Raw genomic sequence first — 16519 nt, 5'->3', positions numbered from 1 at the left:
AAAATAGAACGAGGATGTATGAAGCGGCGAAAGCCGCAGGGGTCCCGGAATTTCCCCGCGAAAACTAACCTGCCAACAGTAACGTGCGGTAGTTCATTCTCAACGGGTAGACCCTTGCGCACTGGGATGCCCTGCTCGAACAGAAAAGCGCGGATCTAATTAATCGTTGCAGTCCGGCGAGACACCAAACGTGATCTGACCCGGTGCAATGCTTGAAGATCGAGCTGTTTCTGGCTCTTCTCCGAAACGGTTTGCAGGTTACCCTGATTTACGGAGCGGCCCAAAGCCGACATTCGCCATCTTCCAGAATTCACTTGCTGGCTTCCCAAGAGCAGCCATTCGTGAAGGGCGCAGCATTTTTGATTTCTATGACAGCTCATCGGGGCGATGCTGCTTTTCCTTGTCTTCAGCGCAGAGACTAATTCATCTCAAAGCCTACAGGAGTATTCAGTAACTTGTATCGTATAACGGTTTTCTCGGTATTCATGGAAATCTGCCCCGTCATTCAATAGTCGTAGTCCGCAGCTACTCAATCGAAGCGGAGTAACCGAAGATCTCGATTAGCCGATGAAAGAGAGCACGAGATCCGTCACTTCATGCGGGGCGTCTTCAGGGCTGTAATGGCCGGCACCCGGCAGGCGCTGAATTCTACCGTTCGGAAACACCGCCTTGAACAGTGGAAGAAAGTGCTTTGCATGCAGCGTGCGATCTTCCGCACCCCAGATCGCGAGTGCTGGTTTCGCTCTGATCGCCTGTCGGGCCGCCGCGTCCGGTTCTTCGAACTTGTGCGCCCCGGTCGCAAACCCCTTGGCCCATCCAATTGCGCCGGCAGCTTCTGCCGGTGTTGGGAATGGCGCCCGATAGGCTTTGAGCCAAGCGTCCGTAACGATTGAGGCGTCTTCGAAACCATTCAGCTTCATTGTTGACAGGATCGTGTAATCAAGCTGGCCCAGAAGCGGTTCCAGAGTGCCGTCATCGTGCGCTTTCAGGATCCACTGAAACCAGGGGGCCTCGCCAGCATTCGCAACCAGCCGGTCAATGAGATCGGCTTGGCCGAACGGCGTTGGCCCGTTGACGGAGACAATCCGCTTTATCCGGTCCGGATGGCGGATGGCGAACCCCATACCCGCTGGTCCGCCGAAGTCATGCATCACAAGGGTCACGTCGCGCAAGTCGAGGGCAAGAGCGACCGCTTCCAGATTGTCGATATGGTCCTGCAGCCAGTAGGTCCGGTCGCCTGGCGTTGCGCTCTTGCCAAAGCCCATATGGTCAACCGCCACGACCCGATGATGGCGCGACCACGTGGCGATCTGGTGCCGGAAAAGATAGCTCCAGGTGGGCTCGCCATGCAGCAGAAGCAGAGTCTCGGGCCCCTCGCCGACATCAACGTAGTGGGCGGCGTAACCGGGCGCGTCGGTGTAGCGTGCGGGAAAAGGCCAGGTGCCGTCAAATGTGGCATTGGCCGGTACGGTAGGTGTCGGGTGGGTCATGTCGGGTTCTCCAAAGCTCGGGGATGGTCGCAGGCCCGCGCTGAACGCGCCAGCCACGGTCAACTGCAGCATTATGCGGCGTGTGACCTGGCTCTTGTTAGTGGAAGGGTCGCGTAGTCTCATCACTGCCTCCTTCCGGCGCACGCAAGGCAGTTGATCTCTGCGTTGAGGCTTCCAGCGCTTTGAACGGCGGTATGCCAGCGACCGTGTAACCGGCGCGCGAATTCTTCGGCCGCCTGGTCAGCGGTATCTCGGACAGTGCGATCAATATCGCTCGGTTCCAGGCCGATGTCGCGCAAACGAACGCGTTCAAGACCTTCCAGTGCCTGTCGCGTCTTACGAGTTGTCAGTACGTGGAAGCCGGCAACGACGATGCGTTGAAGCAGGCCGAGTTCGACAAGCGCGTCAAACTTGTCTGCCGCAGGCCCGTGATCGACGAGATCTGAAAACAGGTCCTTTTGGCCGTGCGTTGGGAAGTTTTCGGGTCGCGCTTTAGTCATGGAGTCCTCCTTTCGGTTACAAGGAGGAACGTAATTTGGCGCTTGATCTCTTACCAATTCGAAGGAGGCGATTAAGCGATCGATTAAATAGATCGCTTGGTGGTAAGGCTCAAAAACCTGTTTCCGCAAGAGCCACGGTAAGCCATTCAGCGAATAGCGACATTGCTCGGGTGAAAGGGCGTCCTTCTGCGCTTACCAGCCAATAGCCGAGACCTTCGTCTACTGTCTCGGGTTCTGCGAGCCAAGTGAGCCGACCTTCACGCACGAGTGTTTCAACGAGTAACTGACGACCGATCGCTACACCTCCGCCGTCGATCGCGGCTTGGATCACCACATTATAGTCGTTGAGCGGCATCCGTTTCGCGCCTGCTATATCAATTCCGCGCGACTCCGCCCAAGACTGCCATTCCTGCTCCTTGCGGCTCATGAGAAGTTGTTCGTCAGACAGGTCTGTGAGCGGAAGGGTTCGCCCAGAATGTGCAATGGGGGCAATTTTTTCGACATGCAGCAGCCGGGCATCCACACCCTTCCAAGGGCCGATTCCGAACCTCACGCCCAGATCAGCCTCGTCGCGAGCAAAGCTGACAATCTCGAGTGTGGGGTCCAGTTCAATGTCAATCCCTGGATGCACATCCGAAAAAGAGGCAAGACGCGACATGAGCCACATTGAGCAGAAGGAAGGCAGCGCCGTTACGCGGAGCGTCTCTCGCCCAGCCTCGGCCCGAAGCTCTGCGGTCGCATCCGTGATCGTACGGAATGCGGCATTGATTTCAACGAGATAACGCTCCCCTTCTGGTGTCAAAGAGATGCTGCGGGCATGCCGTACGAAAAGCGGCGTTCCGAGCATCGTTTCAAGCTGCCGAATGTGATGGCTGACCGTGCTTTGCGATATCAGCAATTCATCCGCGGCCTTTCGAAAACTTAAGAGCCTCGCAACAGCTGAAAAAGCACGAAGCGATAAAAGCGGAGGAAGGTTCGGGCTTGAGCGCAAACAGTTGGCCTCGTATTTCTCAGCGAGAGTACCTTAAAGTAGTACAGCGCGTTATGGCTAAGTCCGCAACCCCGGTGGTACTTAGCTGCTGTCGCTGTCGGCCCAAAGCGGTCACTCGACACGGTGCCGCCATTCTGCAGTCACAGCCCACATTGCGGCCGTTTGCTGCATGAGCAACGGCGCGGGTCGCTCGAACGCATAGTCTGCGCAACAACGCCGCCGATGCGCGGTGTCGAGCACAAACCCGCCTTGGGTAGACTTCAGGCCTTGAAGCACATTGCAGGGAACATCCGGATGGAGTCCACACGACATTGCCAAATTATTCAGCGAAGGATGACGGACCAAACGCTGGTAGAAAAAGCTAAGTTCGTGTCTAAATCCCTGCGGTTCCTTCACGTGTTCTATCGATCAGCCCAGCCATTTGGAATAGTCGCTGACCAACAGATGCGTCGGATCAACATCCTCCTGAACTTCGGCAAATCGGCCAATTGGGTCGCGAAAAATATTGTCGGTCTCGTCATCATTGACCGTTGAGACCTCACCAATCAACACATCCCCTCCTTCGCCCCAGAATGCGTGCCAATCACCGGGGCGCAGGGTTACGCTATCCCCCGGGGTCAGGCGCAGTTTCTCACCCGGGTTGAAGCTGTGTCGGATGCCATCCAGCCAAACCACACCACCGCGATCCTCTGCAAATCCACCTGCGTCGTCTGAGCCGAAAAGCTCGACCACCAGAGTAGCACCGCCGCGGTTGATGATATCTTCCGCCTTCAAAACATGAGTGTGCATGGGCGATAGCTGGTCTTGCCTTGAAATCAACAGCTTTTCTGCGTAGCACATGCCGCCGCCCTTGGCCAAATCACTCTGCAACCCGTTGCGCAGGGTAAAGAGGAACAAGCCTATCTTGTCAAAATCACCGCCACCGTAATCGGTGATGTCCCAACCGCACCTTGCGTCAATCACGTGACGGGCATCACTTTCACGGGCTTTAAACTCCTCGGGCGTCCAATAGGCAAAGGGCGGCAACGTGAAACCGTGAGAGCGGATCATCTCATCTGCTTGGGTCATGATGTCATTGATACGGGAGCGTTTCACGCCGGCACTCTTTTGGTCTTGAGGATTTCGATTACCATGGCTGCGGTCCAGGTAAAGCTGCCGCCCCCACAAGGTTCGCCGCTGATCGGGTCATAATATTCCGCAAAGCCACTTTTCTGAATAAGGTTCAGGCTGTCGGCGAGGATACGTTGTGCCATTCCCTCCTGCCCAGACCGGCTTAGACCTTCGGCAATTAAATAGTTCACGATCAACCATGTCGGTCCACGCCAATAGCGCAGACTGTCAAAAGCGTTATCCGCCGGGTCGTGACTGGGCACCAGATAGCCGCAACGCTCGGCCAGCAAAGCGATCCTTCGTGCCAGCTCTTCAACACGGCCCAGAGGGACATCGGCAATTGCGGCGAGCAGCCCGCCAATCGTGGGCGTGTCCTGCAGATGCCCAGCAGCGCGGTTGTAACAGGTGTATTGCCCAAGCGTCGGGTTCCAGAGGCTTTCCAATGCCGACCGACCCTTCGTGGCCATCGCGCGGGCCTCTGAGGCCATTGAGCTATCGTCCAGGAGTTCGGCCAAGTCGGCAACATCGTCGCAGGACCGTATCAGAATGGCGTTAAAGCCCGGATCAACCAGTCGGAAGGGTGAGGCATCGTGAAGTTTCGCGTTGTCCCAGCCAAGCTCACGGAAATGTTCAAGCAGCCAGATATAACATTTGTATTGCTCGTCGGAAGGGCGGTGATCGGGGTTAGCATGTGTCGTGTCACGTCGCGTGAAAGGCGCGATTCCCTCAATCGGCACATCATCCAAGCCTTCGTCCCAGTCCACTGAGTTGTCTCGACCAGATTCCCATGGATGAATGATTGCCACCAGGCCCGTGTTTTTGGGATCGCGGTCGCGGTAGAACCACTGATGCCAAGCGTGGACTTTGGGCAAATGCTTGGCCAGCCGCTTTCTTGCGGCGGCTTTGTCTTCGGCGCGGTCGTAGAGCTTGCGCAAGGCAAAGCCCACGACTGCAGGTTGGGTGATGCCGGTCGTGGGCACGGCTCGTCCGGTTTGCCAGACGTCAGGTCCGGGAAAATACCCGTCATCGGGTTCGTGGAAAATGATATGGGGCACCATACCGTCGTCCCATTGATGGGCCATAAGTGTCTCAATCTCGACCCAGGCCCGGTCCATGTCAAAATGTGAAAATCCAAGCGCAGACAATGCGCTGTCCCAGTTCCACTGGAATGGATAGAGGCCATGGGTGGGCACGGTATAGTTGCCAAGGTCATTGCCTTCCATGACCTTGCGAGCTTGATCGATCAGCGCTTGACTCATCGCGCTTCTCCTTTACGCAACAGACAGAGTGGTTTCGGAGTCGAACCAACGCCCCCGGCCCTCTTGCGGCGCCAGGGTAAGTACGTCACCAGGCTTAACGCTAAGCTCACTGTCCAATACCGCGCGGAACTGGTGACCCTCTACGTCACAGGTTACGAGCAGATGTGCACCTAAGGGCTCAACAACCTTCGCTCGTGCACCAAAACCCTGATCGGCAATGCGCAGGTCTTCTGGACGGATAGCCCACTTTAGATCCTTTCCGTTTGCCGGGCCCTCAAAGCTCTGACCGGCAACGGTCCAGCGACCGGAGCCCGCGGCTTCAGCGGGGAGGAAATTCATTGGCGGGTTGCCGATGAAACTGGCCACGAACTCGGCCGCTGGATCTCGGTACACCTCGATGGGCGAAGCTGCCTGAACAATTTTGCCCTGGTGCATGACACTAATCCGGTCAGCCATTGACATGGCCTCGACCTGATCGTGGGTCACATAGATGGCGGTGGTCTTGCTTTCGGCCAGAACGCCCTTCAGTTCAGCGCGCATCTCCATCCGCAACAGTGCGTCAAGGTTTGACAACGGCTCGTCCATCAGGATCACATCCGGCTCCATCGCCAGCGCGCGGGCGACAGCAACCCGCTGGCGTTGGCCGCCGGACAACTCGCCCGAATAGCGCTTCAAGAGCTGTTCGATATGCATCAACCCGGCGGTGCGCTCGACCCGGCGTTTGACTTCATCATCGGGCAGTTTCTGCATCCGCAAACCAAAGCCGATGTTCTCGAACACCGTCAGGTGCGGAAACACCGCATAGTTCTGGAACACCATCGAGATACCGCGATCTTTGGGCGACAGGTGATCCACGCGACGGCCACCGATCCAAACCTCGCCGGTGGTGGCGGTCTCAAGCCCCGCGATGATGCGCAAAAGCGTGGATTTACCGCAGCCGGAAGCCCCCAGAAGGACCATGAATTCCTGGTCCGCAATGGTCAGGTTGATGTCATGCAAAGCTTGGTAAGACCCAAAGTTCTTGGCAACATTCTTGATCTGTATTTCAGCCATAACAGTTTCCTTTCAGCCACCGCTCAGCGGTTGGCGATGCCCCACATGGCAAAGAGATATTTGCGCACTGCGAAGATGAAGATCAGGGCAGGCACCACGAGGATGAACCCACCTGCAAATTTCAGGTGCAACGGTGCCTCGCCCAGTGTCTGCAACAGGAATGCGGGCAACGTTCGGTTCTCGATCGTCAGCACGGCTGCTGCGAACACTTCGTTCCACGAGATCACAAAGGCGAAAATCGCCGAGGCTGTGATCCCCGGCAACACCAGAGGTAGGATCACCTTGGTGAAGGCGGTCAGCCGTGTGCAGCCCAGCGTCCAGGCTGCCTCCTCAAGTTCCAACGGAATACCCGAGAAGAGCGAAAAGGTTATAAGCACCGCGAAGGGGATCGCCAACGTCGTGTGAACCAACGCCAGACCGAAAGCCGTATCATCCAGACCTGTACGGATGAAAAGAACTGCCAAAGGCAGTGCCAGAAGCGGCAACGGAAAGGCCCGTGTCAGCAGGATCAGCAACCGGAACAGCTCTTTCCCGCGAAAGTCAAACCGCGACAGGGCGTAGCCTGCAGGGGCCCCGATGGCGATGGACATCACCATCGTCATCAAAGCCACCACAACCGAGTTCCACAGCGCCCTCAGCATTCCCTGGAACCCCATGAAGAATTCCAGTGATCCCATATTGAACTCCGGGATGAAGCTCTTTGGGAAACTGTTCACCGTATCCGGTGAAGACATTGTGTTCACGAATAGCAAGTAGAGCGGTATGATCACCCAGGCACACAGCAAGATCACGCCTGCTCGGTAGAGCCCCCTTCCCGCCTTGCGGGCGTCAGGGGCCACAACGTCTGCTACAGCCGTCATATCGTGGCTCCTTTCGGGACGCGCAGAGCGCGCATGATGATCAGAGTGAAGACGATCGAGATAATCAGAACGATGATCGCCAGCGCCGCTGCTGCTCCGCCATTTTGCAGGTCAAACTGATAGGCGTAGATCTCGCCCATGAGCACCGGGAAGATCGTGCCGCCAAGAGCTGCAACCACGGCGAAGACCTCGAAGGCCAGGATGACGCGCAGGACCAGGGCCGTTTGCAACGATGGGCGCAGAAGCGGCAAAGTGATCCGGGTGAACTGTTTCCAGCGCGAGGCGCCAAACACATCTGCAGCCTCGTAGTATTCCTTGGGGATCAGGCCGATGCCTGCGACCAGGATCACAAGCATAATCGCAGTCGCGCGCCAAATCTCGGCCAGCATGATGGCCAGGAACACGATCCACGGGGTCTGATAGCTCAGCAGACTTACTGGCTGCTCAGTGACGCCAAGCCCGACCATCATCGAATTCAGAAAGCCTGACTGTTCGAAGATCGCCAGCCAGATGATACCAGCCGCAAGGTCCGAGATGCCCAATGGGATGGTCCAGATATAAAGAACCAGATCGCGCCCCTTTTGCATTTTTGTAACCATCGTGGCCATCAGAAGCGAGAGAGCCAACTGGATCGGCACCACGGCCGCAGCAAGAAGGAAGGTGTTCTTCATCGAGATCGGGAACTTCCAGTAGTTCACAACCTCACGAAAATTATCCAGTGAAAAGCCGTTCTCGGATCCAAACGCCTGCTGCGCAACCAGCGCAAACGGGTAGAGGAAGAAGAGGCAGAGAAATAGAGTCACCGGGAGGATCAGAAAGTATGGCAATAGCCGCGCTTCCATCGGACCGCTCCTTTAAGTTGGGAAAATGCTGGGAAACCGGGCCACTATTTCAGCGGCCCAGCAGTCAGGAAGTGCCTTACTCGACCGGGCAAGCGCCTTCCGACGGTGCATCTGGTGCCCAACAGGGCGCGCCAGTTTCGGTCATGATCTTTTCAAGCTGTTTCTTTTGGTCGTCCAGAACCTGCTCGATGGGCTGTCCCGCCAGAACAATGCGCTCGAACGCATCTACATAAACGCGATTGAAGTCGCCCCCCATGCTGCCCAAACCAGCAGGCAGAAGGCCCGGGTTGGCGTCTGCCGAGCCGCTCATCTTTGCAACCGCTTCACCAGCTGCTTTGACCGAAGGCGGCAGGTCGTCAGGCAGTTCAACATCCACCACGGGGAAGAAATTGGTGGCCTTCAGGGTCGCGATCTGCGTTTCCGGTTGCATCAGATACGTCACCAAAGCTTTGGCGCCTTCGGCATCTGGCGCGGTGCGCGGAATGGCAACACCTGCCAAAACGGGCATGAAGCCACGGCCAGTCGGACCCGCAGGCGCCGGGAATGCAACGAAATCGTCGGGACGTTCATTGAATGCCTGTGCCAGACGCGAGGTATGATCGAAGACGATCCATGCGTCACCGTTCAGCAACTGTTCCTGCATGAACGAGAAGTTGGTCGAGGCCGGGTTCGTATGGCTCCAAAGCTCTTTGAACTTCTCCCAAGCTGTCACAGCCTCGGGCGAGGCAAAGGTCCGCACAACTCCGTCGGTGTAGGATGGATAGAGATATCCCTGGAAGAAGCGGTGTTTCAGCCCCTTGGGCCCTGCCGGAAAACCGAATTTCTTCTGACCTGTCGCTTCTTCGACGTTGGCAGCCCAGGCGATCAATTGATCATAGGTCAGCGCATTGATATCCGCCCCTTCAGGCAGGTACTGCAGCGCTTCCTTGTTGGCAGCCATGATGTAACTTGCTTGCATCCACGGCATGTATTGCAGGCTGTCAGTTCCAAGCTTGGCCAGCCCATTGAAGGTATCTGAGGCCGACATCACGCCAAGATCGCTAAGGTCCATCAGATCATCAGGGTTCATCGCCGAAAAATTGCCGTGCAAAGAACCCAGCAGGTCTATGCTGCCCGAGCCTGCTTGCAGCTCGGCTTGCAGGCGCGTAAGCCAAGGGCCGTCTTCGTTCGGCTGGTAGTCGACTGCGCTGTCGAAGCCACCCAAAACCTCGGTCCGCATGGCTTGTGCCTCTTCGGCGGGGCGGGCCTGGGTCGACCAGAACAGAGTTTCGGCCTGTACGGCGGCAGCACCAACAAGCATCACTACACCGGATACGGCACCCGCCAATTTCGAATGAATGGACATGTTTTCCTCCGTTTGTCTGAGGCTGGCCAAAATCAGGCAACCTCCCTCCCTCGCCGACAACCTTGGTTCAGTCTATGGGCGAATGGCGGTACTATGATATATCGTTTTATCACGAGTCAAGTTGATTGATCCGCGGCATAGATCATATTTTGCTTGAAATAATCGGATTTGCCTGCAATTTTGAATAAACGATATACCAAGAAACTGTATACATGGCGAAGAAACCCACCTTATCCAGTGTTGCTAAAGAGGCCGGCGTTTCGGTTCCCACCGTTAGTCAGGTGATGCGTGATACAGGCCGAATCTCAGAGAAGACACGTCAAAAAGTTCTGAGTGCCGCAAAGCGGCTTCGCTATGTCCCAAATCAGGCGGCGGCCACTATGCGGTCGGGTGACAATCGCGAAATCGGATTTATCCTGAACAAATTGGCAAACCCGTTCAATGCCGAGGTTGTCAGCGGCGCTGTCGATTTGCTGGAAACCGAAGGGTTCATGGTGTCGGTTCTTGATGCCCAAGGTGACCTTCAGCGCCAGAACCGCCTTTTGGAAGCTTGCATCAGATTTGGTCGCCGTGGCCTGATCTGGGTACCGGCACTCGACACGAACGAAGACGCGATGGAGCTTTTGGATGCTCATGGCGTTCCTGCGGTTACATTCATGCGCAAGGTTTCCCAGTCTCTTGATCACGTAGGCGTTCTGAATACCGAAGCTCTTGTGCAGGCCACACAGCATTTGATTGATTTGGGGCACAAACACATCGCTTACTTTGGTGGCATCGAACAAACCTCGGTACGCGAGGAACGCATTGCTGGCTACCTAAGCGCCCTTGAGAAATTGGACGGCGTGCGCCCGATTGTCTGGCCCTGTGAGGAAACAAAACGATCGGGCTTAGAGGCAATTGCCGCGCTCCGCTACCAACACCCCGAGGTGACGGGCATCGTTTGCAATGGGGATGTCGTTGCTCTTGGAGCATGCTTTGGTTTGATCCAGACCAATTTGAAACCCGGACATGATTTTTCGGTCGTGGGTTTCGATGACATCGAGGATGCCGCCGTTTCGACGCCGGGTCTTACGACCATGGCAATCAACCCAAAGAAGTTAGGCACACGATTGGCCGAAATCCTTCTGGACCGAATGCGAACACCCGAACTACCAGTCCGTCATTTCGAGTATTCTGCGACCCTGACAATTCGAGGAACATCAGGAGCAGCCCCTGGACACTAAAGTGTATTTCTCAGTTGCTATCGCTGGTATCTATTGGGGCTTGCGATGGTGAAGACGCCCCAATTTCGGTTGTTCGCAAACCCACAATGGCACGTGCTGCCGATGAGATGAGAATTCTTTACCTGCGGCAACAGCCGCGAGGCAACGGTCAAGATCGCCCCTACACTGTTGAACTGAGGGTCTGATTTGAAATGCTTAAATGCCGTTGCGGTATCATGCGGTATTTGACACTTTGGGCTCAGAGTCAAATTGCTGTGGTACAGCTCAAATTCCGAAATGCCCGCCGTTTGAGTGTCGGCCTCCTTGCTGGGGCCCAGATGGGTTCGCGCTCGCAGAGAAGGTCTGGTCTCCCGCCCTTCCTGCCGGTGATGTGAAACGGCCCATAGCCGCCATTCGTTACACTTTACTTCGCTGCAACGCAGTTTCGCGAAAGCGGACATCCACGTTTTCGAAAGAGCCAACTATCGTGAAACACTTTGACAGCAAATCGGGAAACCCTTGCCATTGCAGTCGATTCAAATCAGCGAAAGCTAACACTCCGCGTCCGAGCGCGCTATCCACCCGAAAGGAAATACACCGTTACCTCTTCCGTTCGCCCGCGAACATGGAAGCTCCCGGCGGTTGCCAAACTAAATTCGGTGTTCAGCCTTTCCGCTGTTGTACTGCTGACGAGGATTGTGACCAGCTCGTCTTATTCCACTTCTCCGGCTAGGTCTTCAATTCGGCTGCAGGTATTCACTGTGTCGCCGATCACCGTGTAGTTCAAACCTTCCTCCAAACATTTTCTAAACTTTGCTTTGAGCAAGCTGAATCATCAAAATGACATTCTCAACAGAAGCAGACGTCCGCCAGATGCAAAAAAACAGCGTGTAACCTATATGGAGCCTATGTAGGTCAGGGGCTTACGCCCCTCGTCGCGCAACAGCCAACACTTCGATCCTTCGAATACCGCAGCAGTCAGTGGTTCGCCATATCCTGCCCCGGTATCTATGTTCACACGGTTTCCATGGTGTTCAGGAGTGGCGACGTGGGTATGGCCGTGAACAACCAGCCATGGGTGAGGGTCCGGGCAGTCCAGAAACTCTTCTCGGATCCAGATCAGGTCGTTGGGGTCCTGATGACACAAGGGAACTCCGGGCCGGATACCTGCATGGACGAACAGAATGTCTTCGTGCAGATGGTAGGGCAACAGATTTGCCAGAAAATCGATATGGGCCTGCGGTACTGCGGCTTTAGCCCTGGCGTGGAGCTGATAGATTCGATCCCTTTCGCTGACCTCAACGCCATAGGAGTTCAGCGTTTCTACCCCGCCTATCCGGGGATGCAACCAATGGTACCCGACCAGAAGCCGTGCATCGCTACGAGGGTATTCCTCAAGGAACATTGCGCACATTTGGTCGTGGTTGCCGCGCAGGAACGTCCAGTTTTTGCCTTCGGCCTTGCCTTTCACCAAAAGGTCCAGAACTTCGCGGCTGTGCGCGCCGCGATCGGTATAGTCACCGATAAAGACGACTTGGGCATCGGGCCCGCCGTCCTTTTCGATACGCGCCAGCGCATCCTCCAACATGTGCAACTGACCGTGGACGTCACCGATGGCATAAATAGGTTCAGGCATTTTCAAACGCTCTTATTCAGACCAATCGATGCGGAACTCTTCCCGAAAGGCAAAGCGCACCAGGTGGGCTTCGATCACGTCTTTCCAACGCACCAAGTCGCCTCGCGGACCAGTCGCAGCGGTGAGGGTCAGGCGACTGTCATCAGCTTCAAGGGTCACGCTGTCGCCACCCGGGAAGGTCACGCTGCCATTCGTTTCGTCAAAGAAAACCTCGGCCTTATGCGACCAGTGTTTGCACAGCTGCTGCAGGTATTTGCTGGCCGCCGCGGTTTCAGCAACACCCGAGCCAGTCTGATTCGGCAACAGGCTCAACCCGGTTTTGGCGGCGTTGCGCATCGCTGCGGCAAACAATGTGACATCGATATTGGTGGCCAGGAATGTGGTGCCCAGATCCAGACATTTAGTCTGCATCGAAGGATCAAGGGTCAGGATACCTGCCGCCTTGCCCGCAGCCACGATGCGGGTCAGCGCATCCAGCACGGCTGCGACTACATCGGGGTGACCGGCATTGCCGATATGGCCCATATCGGCGGCCAGATCGGAGGGGCCAATAAACACGCCGTCCACATCGGTGGCCAGAATATCGTCCAGCGCTGCCAGACCCTTTTGATTTTCCACTTGTACCAGCAGGCAAATCTGTTCATCCGCCGTTTTCAGGTAATCCGGGATGGCCGCAAACCGCGACGCCCGCGCCAGCGCCGAGCCCACACCCCGCACGCCATGCGGCGGGTATTGCACCGCCCGCACCAGCTCCCGCGCCTGATCGCCGCTTTCAACCATGGGCACCAGAAGGTTCTGCACGCCGGCGTCCAGGTATTGCTTGATCATCCAGGTCTCGCCAATCGGCAGGCGCGCGACCGGGGTGCTGCCCGATCCTTCGATCACCTGCACCTGCTCGAGGATTGAGCGCAGATCATTCGGTGCGTGTTCACCGTCAACCAGTAGCCAGTCGAATTGCGCGGTTGCTGCTATCTCAGCCGTATAGGCGTTGGCCATCCCGATCCAGCAACCGATCTGCGGGTGCCCGGCCTTTAGCGCGGCTTTGAACGTATTCTTCGGCGCAGGCATGTGCGGCGCTCCTTTCAGGCGAAGTTGATATCGACAGAGCCGAACGGCCCGAAATCAGCATGGATTTCAGTACCGGATGGGCATTCGACGGGGCGGATAAAGCTACCGGACAGGATGATCTGACCGGGTTCAATGCATTGACCGTATTGCGCCATGCGGCGAGCTAGCCAGACAACGCTTTCGACCGGATCGTTCAGCACGCCCGCGCCCAGACCTGTTTCCTCGATTTCACCATTGCGAAAGGTCAACGCACCGACCCAGCGCAGGTCAAAGGCATCCACGGCGTGTCTTCGCGCGCCCAGCACGATGCCCGCATTCGCGGCATTGTCACTGATCGTGTCGAAGACCGTGCGTGTTTTGCCGGTCTCTGGATCAAACCGCTGAATACGGGTGTCGAGGATTTCGATTGAGGGCGCGACATAATCCGTGGCGGCAATGATATCGTCGCGGGTGACGTTTTCGTCGCCGACCGCAGATTTCATCACAAAAGCAATCTCCGCTTCAATCCGCGGCTGGATGAAACGGCCTGCAGGGACCGTTCCGCCATGTTCAAAGACCATGTCGTCGAACAGAATACCACTGTCGGGAATGTCGATGTTCAGCGCGTATTGCATGGCTTTTGAGGTCAGGCCGATCTTCCATCCGATCACTTTGCGCCCCTCGGCCAGCTTCTGGCGATAGATGGCGTTTTGAACCTCATAAGCGTCGTCCATCCCCATCTCGGGATGGCGCAGGGTCAGCAGGCCGATCTGCTCACGCGTACACTCCGCCTGCAGCAGATCAGCAGCAGCGCATGTGTGATCCTCAGGGGTCATACCTTTTCGTCCTCAACCGTGTTGCGCAACGTGCCGATGCCTTCGACCGAAACCTCAACCACATCGCCCGGTGCCAGATATTTCGGAGGATCAAACCGCGCCCCTGCCCCGGTCGGCGTGCCAGTGACGATGATATCGCCCGGCTGCAGGGTCATGAAGGTCGAGATATACTCGATCTCGCGCCGGATCGGAAACATCATGCGGTTCAGAGTATCGTTCTGACGCAGCTCGCCGTTCACATGGGTCTGAATATGGGCGTCATCCAGTTGCGCCGCGTCCGTAAAGGGCACCAGCCACGGACCGATTGCGCCAGTGCTGTCCCAATTCTTGCCTTGAGTGACGTTGAACTTGGCGTGGCGCACCCAGTCGCGGATCGTGCCTTCGTTGCACAGGGTCAGGGCAGCGATGTGGTCATAGGCGTCCTCTTGGGAAATACGGCGTCCGGTCTTGCCAATCACGATGGCAACCTCACCTTCGTAATCCAGCGTGTGGTTTTCCGGTGGACGGATCAGCGGGCGGTCATGCCCGGTGAAACCGCTGGCGAAGCGCGGGAACAGCGACATATATTCCGGCTGCGCGCTGCCATCCTTGTATTCCGCATTCCGGTCAGGAAAGTTCACCCCAACGCACAGGATGCGGCGGACGTCGGGCATCACCATCTCGTAGGTGAAGCCGGTATGGGTCACCGCTTTACCCTCTGCGGTTTTGACCAGTTCGCCAAACGCCCCGGCGGCTATCACCTCATACAGGCTGGCATGATCGGGAAAGGCGTCATTCAGCGCGATTGCACCCGCATCCGTGATTGCGCCAAAAAAGGATTCGCCATTGGCAGAGTAAGTTGCAAAGCGCATCAGGCCTCCTCGGCAGCGTCAATGCCGCCCATGCAGATGTATTTGAGTTCCATGAAGTCATCGAGCCCATGGCGGGATCCTTCGCGACCCAGACCCGACATTTTGACGCCACCAAACGGGGCTTCGGCGGTTGAGATCAGACCGGTGTTGACACCGACCATGCCGTATTCCAGTTCCTCGGACACACGCCAGACACGGGCCAGATCGCGGGAATAGAAATATGAAGCCAGCCCGAACTCGGTATCATTGGCTGCCGCTACAACCTTGCTTTCGGTGTCGAACTTGAACAAGGGCGCAACGGGGCCAAAGGTTTCCTCGGTCGCCACGGCCATGTCCGAGGTCACGCCGGTCAGTATGGTGGGTTCAAAGAAGGTTCCACCAAGCGCGTGGGGTTTGCCCCCAAGCGCCACCTTGGCACCTTTCGAGGTCGCATCCTCGACATGTTCGACCACCTTGTCCACGGCAGCCTGATCGATCAGCGGACCAAAGATGATGCCCTCGTCAAACCCGTTGCCGGTTGGAAGGGTCGCGACTTTAGCCGCCAGTTTTTCCGCAAAGGCGTCATAAACCCCCGCTTGCACATAGATACGATTGGCGCAGACGCAGGTCTGGCCGTTGTTGCGGAACTTGGCGATGACCGCCCCTTCTACCGCGGCATCTAGATCGGCGTCGTCGAACACAATGAACGGTGCGTTGCCGCCCAGCTCCAGCCCCAGTTTCTTGATCGTCGGGGCGCATTGAGCGTAGAGCATCGCGCCGATCTCAGTCGATCCGGTGAAGGTCAGTTTCTGCACGACCGGGCTCGACGTCATCTCGCCGCCGATGGCGCGTGCCGAACCGGTGATGACAGAGAACAGACCCGAGGGCAGCCCCGCGCGTTCGGCCAATATAGCCAGCGCAATGGCCGAAAACGGTGTCTGGCTGGCGGGTTTCAACACCATAGAACAGCCCGCAGCAAAGGCCGGACCGGCCTTGCGGGTGATCATGGCGTTGGGAAAGTTCCATGGTGTAATCGCGGCCACAACGCCTATGGGCTGTTTGACAGTGATGATCCGCTTGTCCGGCGCATGGCCGGGCGTGACATCGCCGTAGGCACGGCGCGCCTCTTCGGCGAACCACTCGATGAAACTGGCGCCATAGGCGATCTCACCTTTGGCCTCGGTCAGCGGCTTGCCCTGTTCGGCGGTCAGGATGGCACCCAGATCATCCTGATTTTCCATCATCAGATCGTACCATCGACGCAAAATCTGGCTACGCTCTTTGGCAGTGCGTTTGACCCAACCTTTCTGAGCACGCTGTGCGTCGGCAATCGCCTCTACTGTTTCCACTGCACCCAGATTAGGTACACGACCGATTACCTCACCGGTTGCGGGGTTGATCACGTCAATCGCGCTTTCACTGTCTGAGGCATCAACCCATATGGACCCGACCCGCGCCTTTTCGGCAAACAAGCTGGGATCGTTTAGACGCAGTTTGATCATGCGAATTTCCCTGTGT

At 56.7% G+C, this 16519-nt stretch carries 15 protein-coding genes and 1 pseudogene; 1 reads left to right on the top strand and 15 read right to left on the bottom strand.

Translation table 11 applies throughout. The features are described from left to right. Positions 1-158: 158 nt before the first annotated feature. From AB1A64_RS01950 to AB1A64_RS01905, 10 genes and pseudogenes are all read right to left on the bottom strand, one after another. Positions 159-266, bottom strand: a pseudogene (locus tag AB1A64_RS01950) (IS110 family transposase); the annotation flags it as partial. 294 nt (positions 267-560) lie between these two features. Continuing rightward, a complete protein-coding gene (locus tag AB1A64_RS01945) occupies positions 561-1490 on the bottom strand; it encodes an alpha/beta fold hydrolase (RefSeq protein ID WP_366549859.1) in 930 nt (309 codons plus the stop codon). A 122-nt stretch (positions 1491-1612) separates the two neighbouring features. Next, positions 1613-1990, bottom strand: a complete 378-nt coding sequence (locus AB1A64_RS01940; RefSeq protein ID WP_366549858.1) for a hypothetical protein — start codon at positions 1988-1990, stop codon at positions 1613-1615. Between the two features lie 109 nt (positions 1991-2099). Further along, positions 2100-2981 (bottom strand): LysR substrate-binding domain-containing protein, encoded by an 882-nt coding sequence (locus AB1A64_RS01935; protein WP_366549857.1) that lies wholly within the window; start codon positions 2979-2981, stop codon positions 2100-2102. A gap of 408 nt (positions 2982-3389) precedes the next feature. Further along, positions 3390-4076 (bottom strand): D-lyxose/D-mannose family sugar isomerase, encoded by a 687-nt coding sequence (locus AB1A64_RS01930; RefSeq protein WP_366549856.1) that lies wholly within the window; start codon positions 4074-4076, stop codon positions 3390-3392. Then, positions 4073-5350 (bottom strand): trehalase family glycosidase, encoded by a 1278-nt coding sequence (locus tag AB1A64_RS01925; RefSeq protein ID WP_366549855.1) that lies wholly within the window; start codon positions 5348-5350, stop codon positions 4073-4075. Before AB1A64_RS01925 ends, AB1A64_RS01930 begins: the two co-directional genes overlap by 4 nt. 12 nt (positions 5351-5362) lie before the next feature. Next, complete coding sequence (locus tag AB1A64_RS01920) at positions 5363-6403, bottom strand: ABC transporter ATP-binding protein (RefSeq protein ID WP_366549854.1); 1041 nt, start codon at positions 6401-6403, stop codon at positions 5363-5365. Between the two features lie 23 nt (positions 6404-6426). Then, positions 6427-7263, bottom strand: coding sequence for a carbohydrate ABC transporter permease (locus AB1A64_RS01915; RefSeq protein ID WP_117871523.1), 837 nt, complete (start codon positions 7261-7263; stop codon positions 6427-6429). Continuing rightward, positions 7260-8105 carry a sugar ABC transporter permease gene (locus tag AB1A64_RS01910; protein WP_366549853.1) on the bottom strand — a complete coding sequence of 282 codons (846 nt, stop codon included), beginning with the start codon at positions 8103-8105 and terminating at the stop codon, positions 7260-7262. Before AB1A64_RS01910 ends, AB1A64_RS01915 begins: the two co-directional genes overlap by 4 nt. Before the next feature lie 76 nt (positions 8106-8181). Further along, complete coding sequence (locus AB1A64_RS01905; protein WP_366549852.1) at positions 8182-9450, bottom strand: ABC transporter substrate-binding protein; 1269 nt, start codon at positions 9448-9450, stop codon at positions 8182-8184. Positions 9451-9662: 212 nt separating this feature from the next. Between AB1A64_RS01905 and AB1A64_RS01900 the strand changes: the two genes are divergently transcribed. Further along, complete coding sequence (locus tag AB1A64_RS01900) at positions 9663-10673, top strand: LacI family DNA-binding transcriptional regulator (protein ID WP_366549851.1); 1011 nt, start codon at positions 9663-9665, stop codon at positions 10671-10673. Positions 10674-11547: 874 nt separating this feature from the next. On the opposite strand, the gene AB1A64_RS01895 is transcribed toward AB1A64_RS01900, so the two are convergent. The 5 genes from AB1A64_RS01895 to AB1A64_RS01875 are packed head-to-tail and all read right to left on the bottom strand — an operon-like array spanning position 11548 to position 16503. Then, positions 11548-12288 carry a metallophosphoesterase family protein gene (locus AB1A64_RS01895; RefSeq protein WP_366549850.1) on the bottom strand — a complete coding sequence of 247 codons (741 nt, stop codon included), beginning with the start codon at positions 12286-12288 and terminating at the stop codon, positions 11548-11550. A 12-nt stretch (positions 12289-12300) separates the two neighbouring features. Continuing rightward, entirely contained in the window at positions 12301-13356 is a 1056-nt protein-coding gene (locus AB1A64_RS01890; protein WP_366549849.1) for an aldolase/citrate lyase family protein, read from the bottom strand. A gap of 14 nt (positions 13357-13370) precedes the next feature. Continuing rightward, positions 13371-14171: a 2-oxo-hept-4-ene-1,7-dioate hydratase gene (gene hpaH / locus AB1A64_RS01885; protein WP_366549848.1), complete on the bottom strand. Its 801-nt coding sequence runs from the start codon at positions 14169-14171 to the stop codon at positions 13371-13373. After that, on the bottom strand, positions 14168-15022 hold the full coding sequence (locus tag AB1A64_RS01880) for a fumarylacetoacetate hydrolase family protein (protein WP_366549847.1): 855 nt from the start codon (positions 15020-15022) through the stop codon (positions 14168-14170). The genes hpaH and AB1A64_RS01880 overlap by 4 nt, the downstream gene beginning before the upstream one ends. Further along, the gene (locus AB1A64_RS01875) at positions 15022-16503 is read right to left on the bottom strand and encodes an NAD-dependent succinate-semialdehyde dehydrogenase (RefSeq protein ID WP_366549846.1); all 1482 of its coding nucleotides are present in this window, start codon (positions 16501-16503) and stop codon (positions 15022-15024) included. Before AB1A64_RS01875 ends, AB1A64_RS01880 begins: the two co-directional genes overlap by 1 nt. Between the last annotated feature and the right edge of the window lie 16 nt (positions 16504-16519).

Source organism: Ruegeria sp. ANG10 (assembly GCF_040705255.1).
Lineage (GTDB): Bacteria > Pseudomonadota > Alphaproteobacteria > Rhodobacterales > Rhodobacteraceae > Ruegeria.
The sequence above is the reverse complement of the archived record's forward strand: the minus strand, read 5'-3'. Positions and strand labels throughout refer to the sequence as shown.

Bases quoted from the DNA above. Each gene is read 5' to 3' on its own strand.
- AB1A64_RS01945 (WP_366549859.1), bottom strand. From the start codon at position 1,490: ATGACCCACCCGACACCTACCGTACCGGCCAATGCCACATTTGACGGC.
- AB1A64_RS01940 (WP_366549858.1), bottom strand. From the start codon at position 1,990: ATGACTAAAGCGCGACCCGAAAACTTCCCAACGCACGGCCAAAAGGAC.
- AB1A64_RS01925 (WP_366549855.1), bottom strand. From the start codon at position 5,350: ATGAGTCAAGCGCTGATCGATCAAGCTCGCAAGGTCATGGAAGGCAAT.
- AB1A64_RS01920 (WP_366549854.1), bottom strand. From the start codon at position 6,403: ATGGCTGAAATACAGATCAAGAATGTTGCCAAGAACTTTGGGTCTTAC.
- AB1A64_RS01915 (WP_117871523.1), bottom strand. From the start codon at position 7,263: ATGACGGCTGTAGCAGACGTTGTGGCCCCTGACGCCCGCAAGGCGGGA.
- AB1A64_RS01910 (WP_366549853.1), bottom strand. From the start codon at position 8,105: ATGGAAGCGCGGCTATTGCCATACTTTCTGATCCTCCCGGTGACTCTA.
- AB1A64_RS01905 (WP_366549852.1), bottom strand. From the start codon at position 9,450: ATGTCCATTCATTCGAAATTGGCGGGTGCCGTATCCGGTGTAGTGATG.
- AB1A64_RS01900 (WP_366549851.1), top strand. From the start codon at position 9,663: ATGGCGAAGAAACCCACCTTATCCAGTGTTGCTAAAGAGGCCGGCGTT.
- AB1A64_RS01895 (WP_366549850.1), bottom strand. From the start codon at position 12,288: ATGCCTGAACCTATTTATGCCATCGGTGACGTCCACGGTCAGTTGCAC.
- AB1A64_RS01890 (WP_366549849.1), bottom strand. From the start codon at position 13,356: ATGCCTGCGCCGAAGAATACGTTCAAAGCCGCGCTAAAGGCCGGGCAC.
- hpaH (WP_366549848.1), bottom strand. From the start codon at position 14,171: ATGACCCCTGAGGATCACACATGCGCTGCTGCTGATCTGCTGCAGGCG.
- AB1A64_RS01880 (WP_366549847.1), bottom strand. From the start codon at position 15,022: ATGCGCTTTGCAACTTACTCTGCCAATGGCGAATCCTTTTTTGGCGCA.
- AB1A64_RS01875 (WP_366549846.1), bottom strand. From the start codon at position 16,503: ATGATCAAACTGCGTCTAAACGATCCCAGCTTGTTTGCCGAAAAGGCG.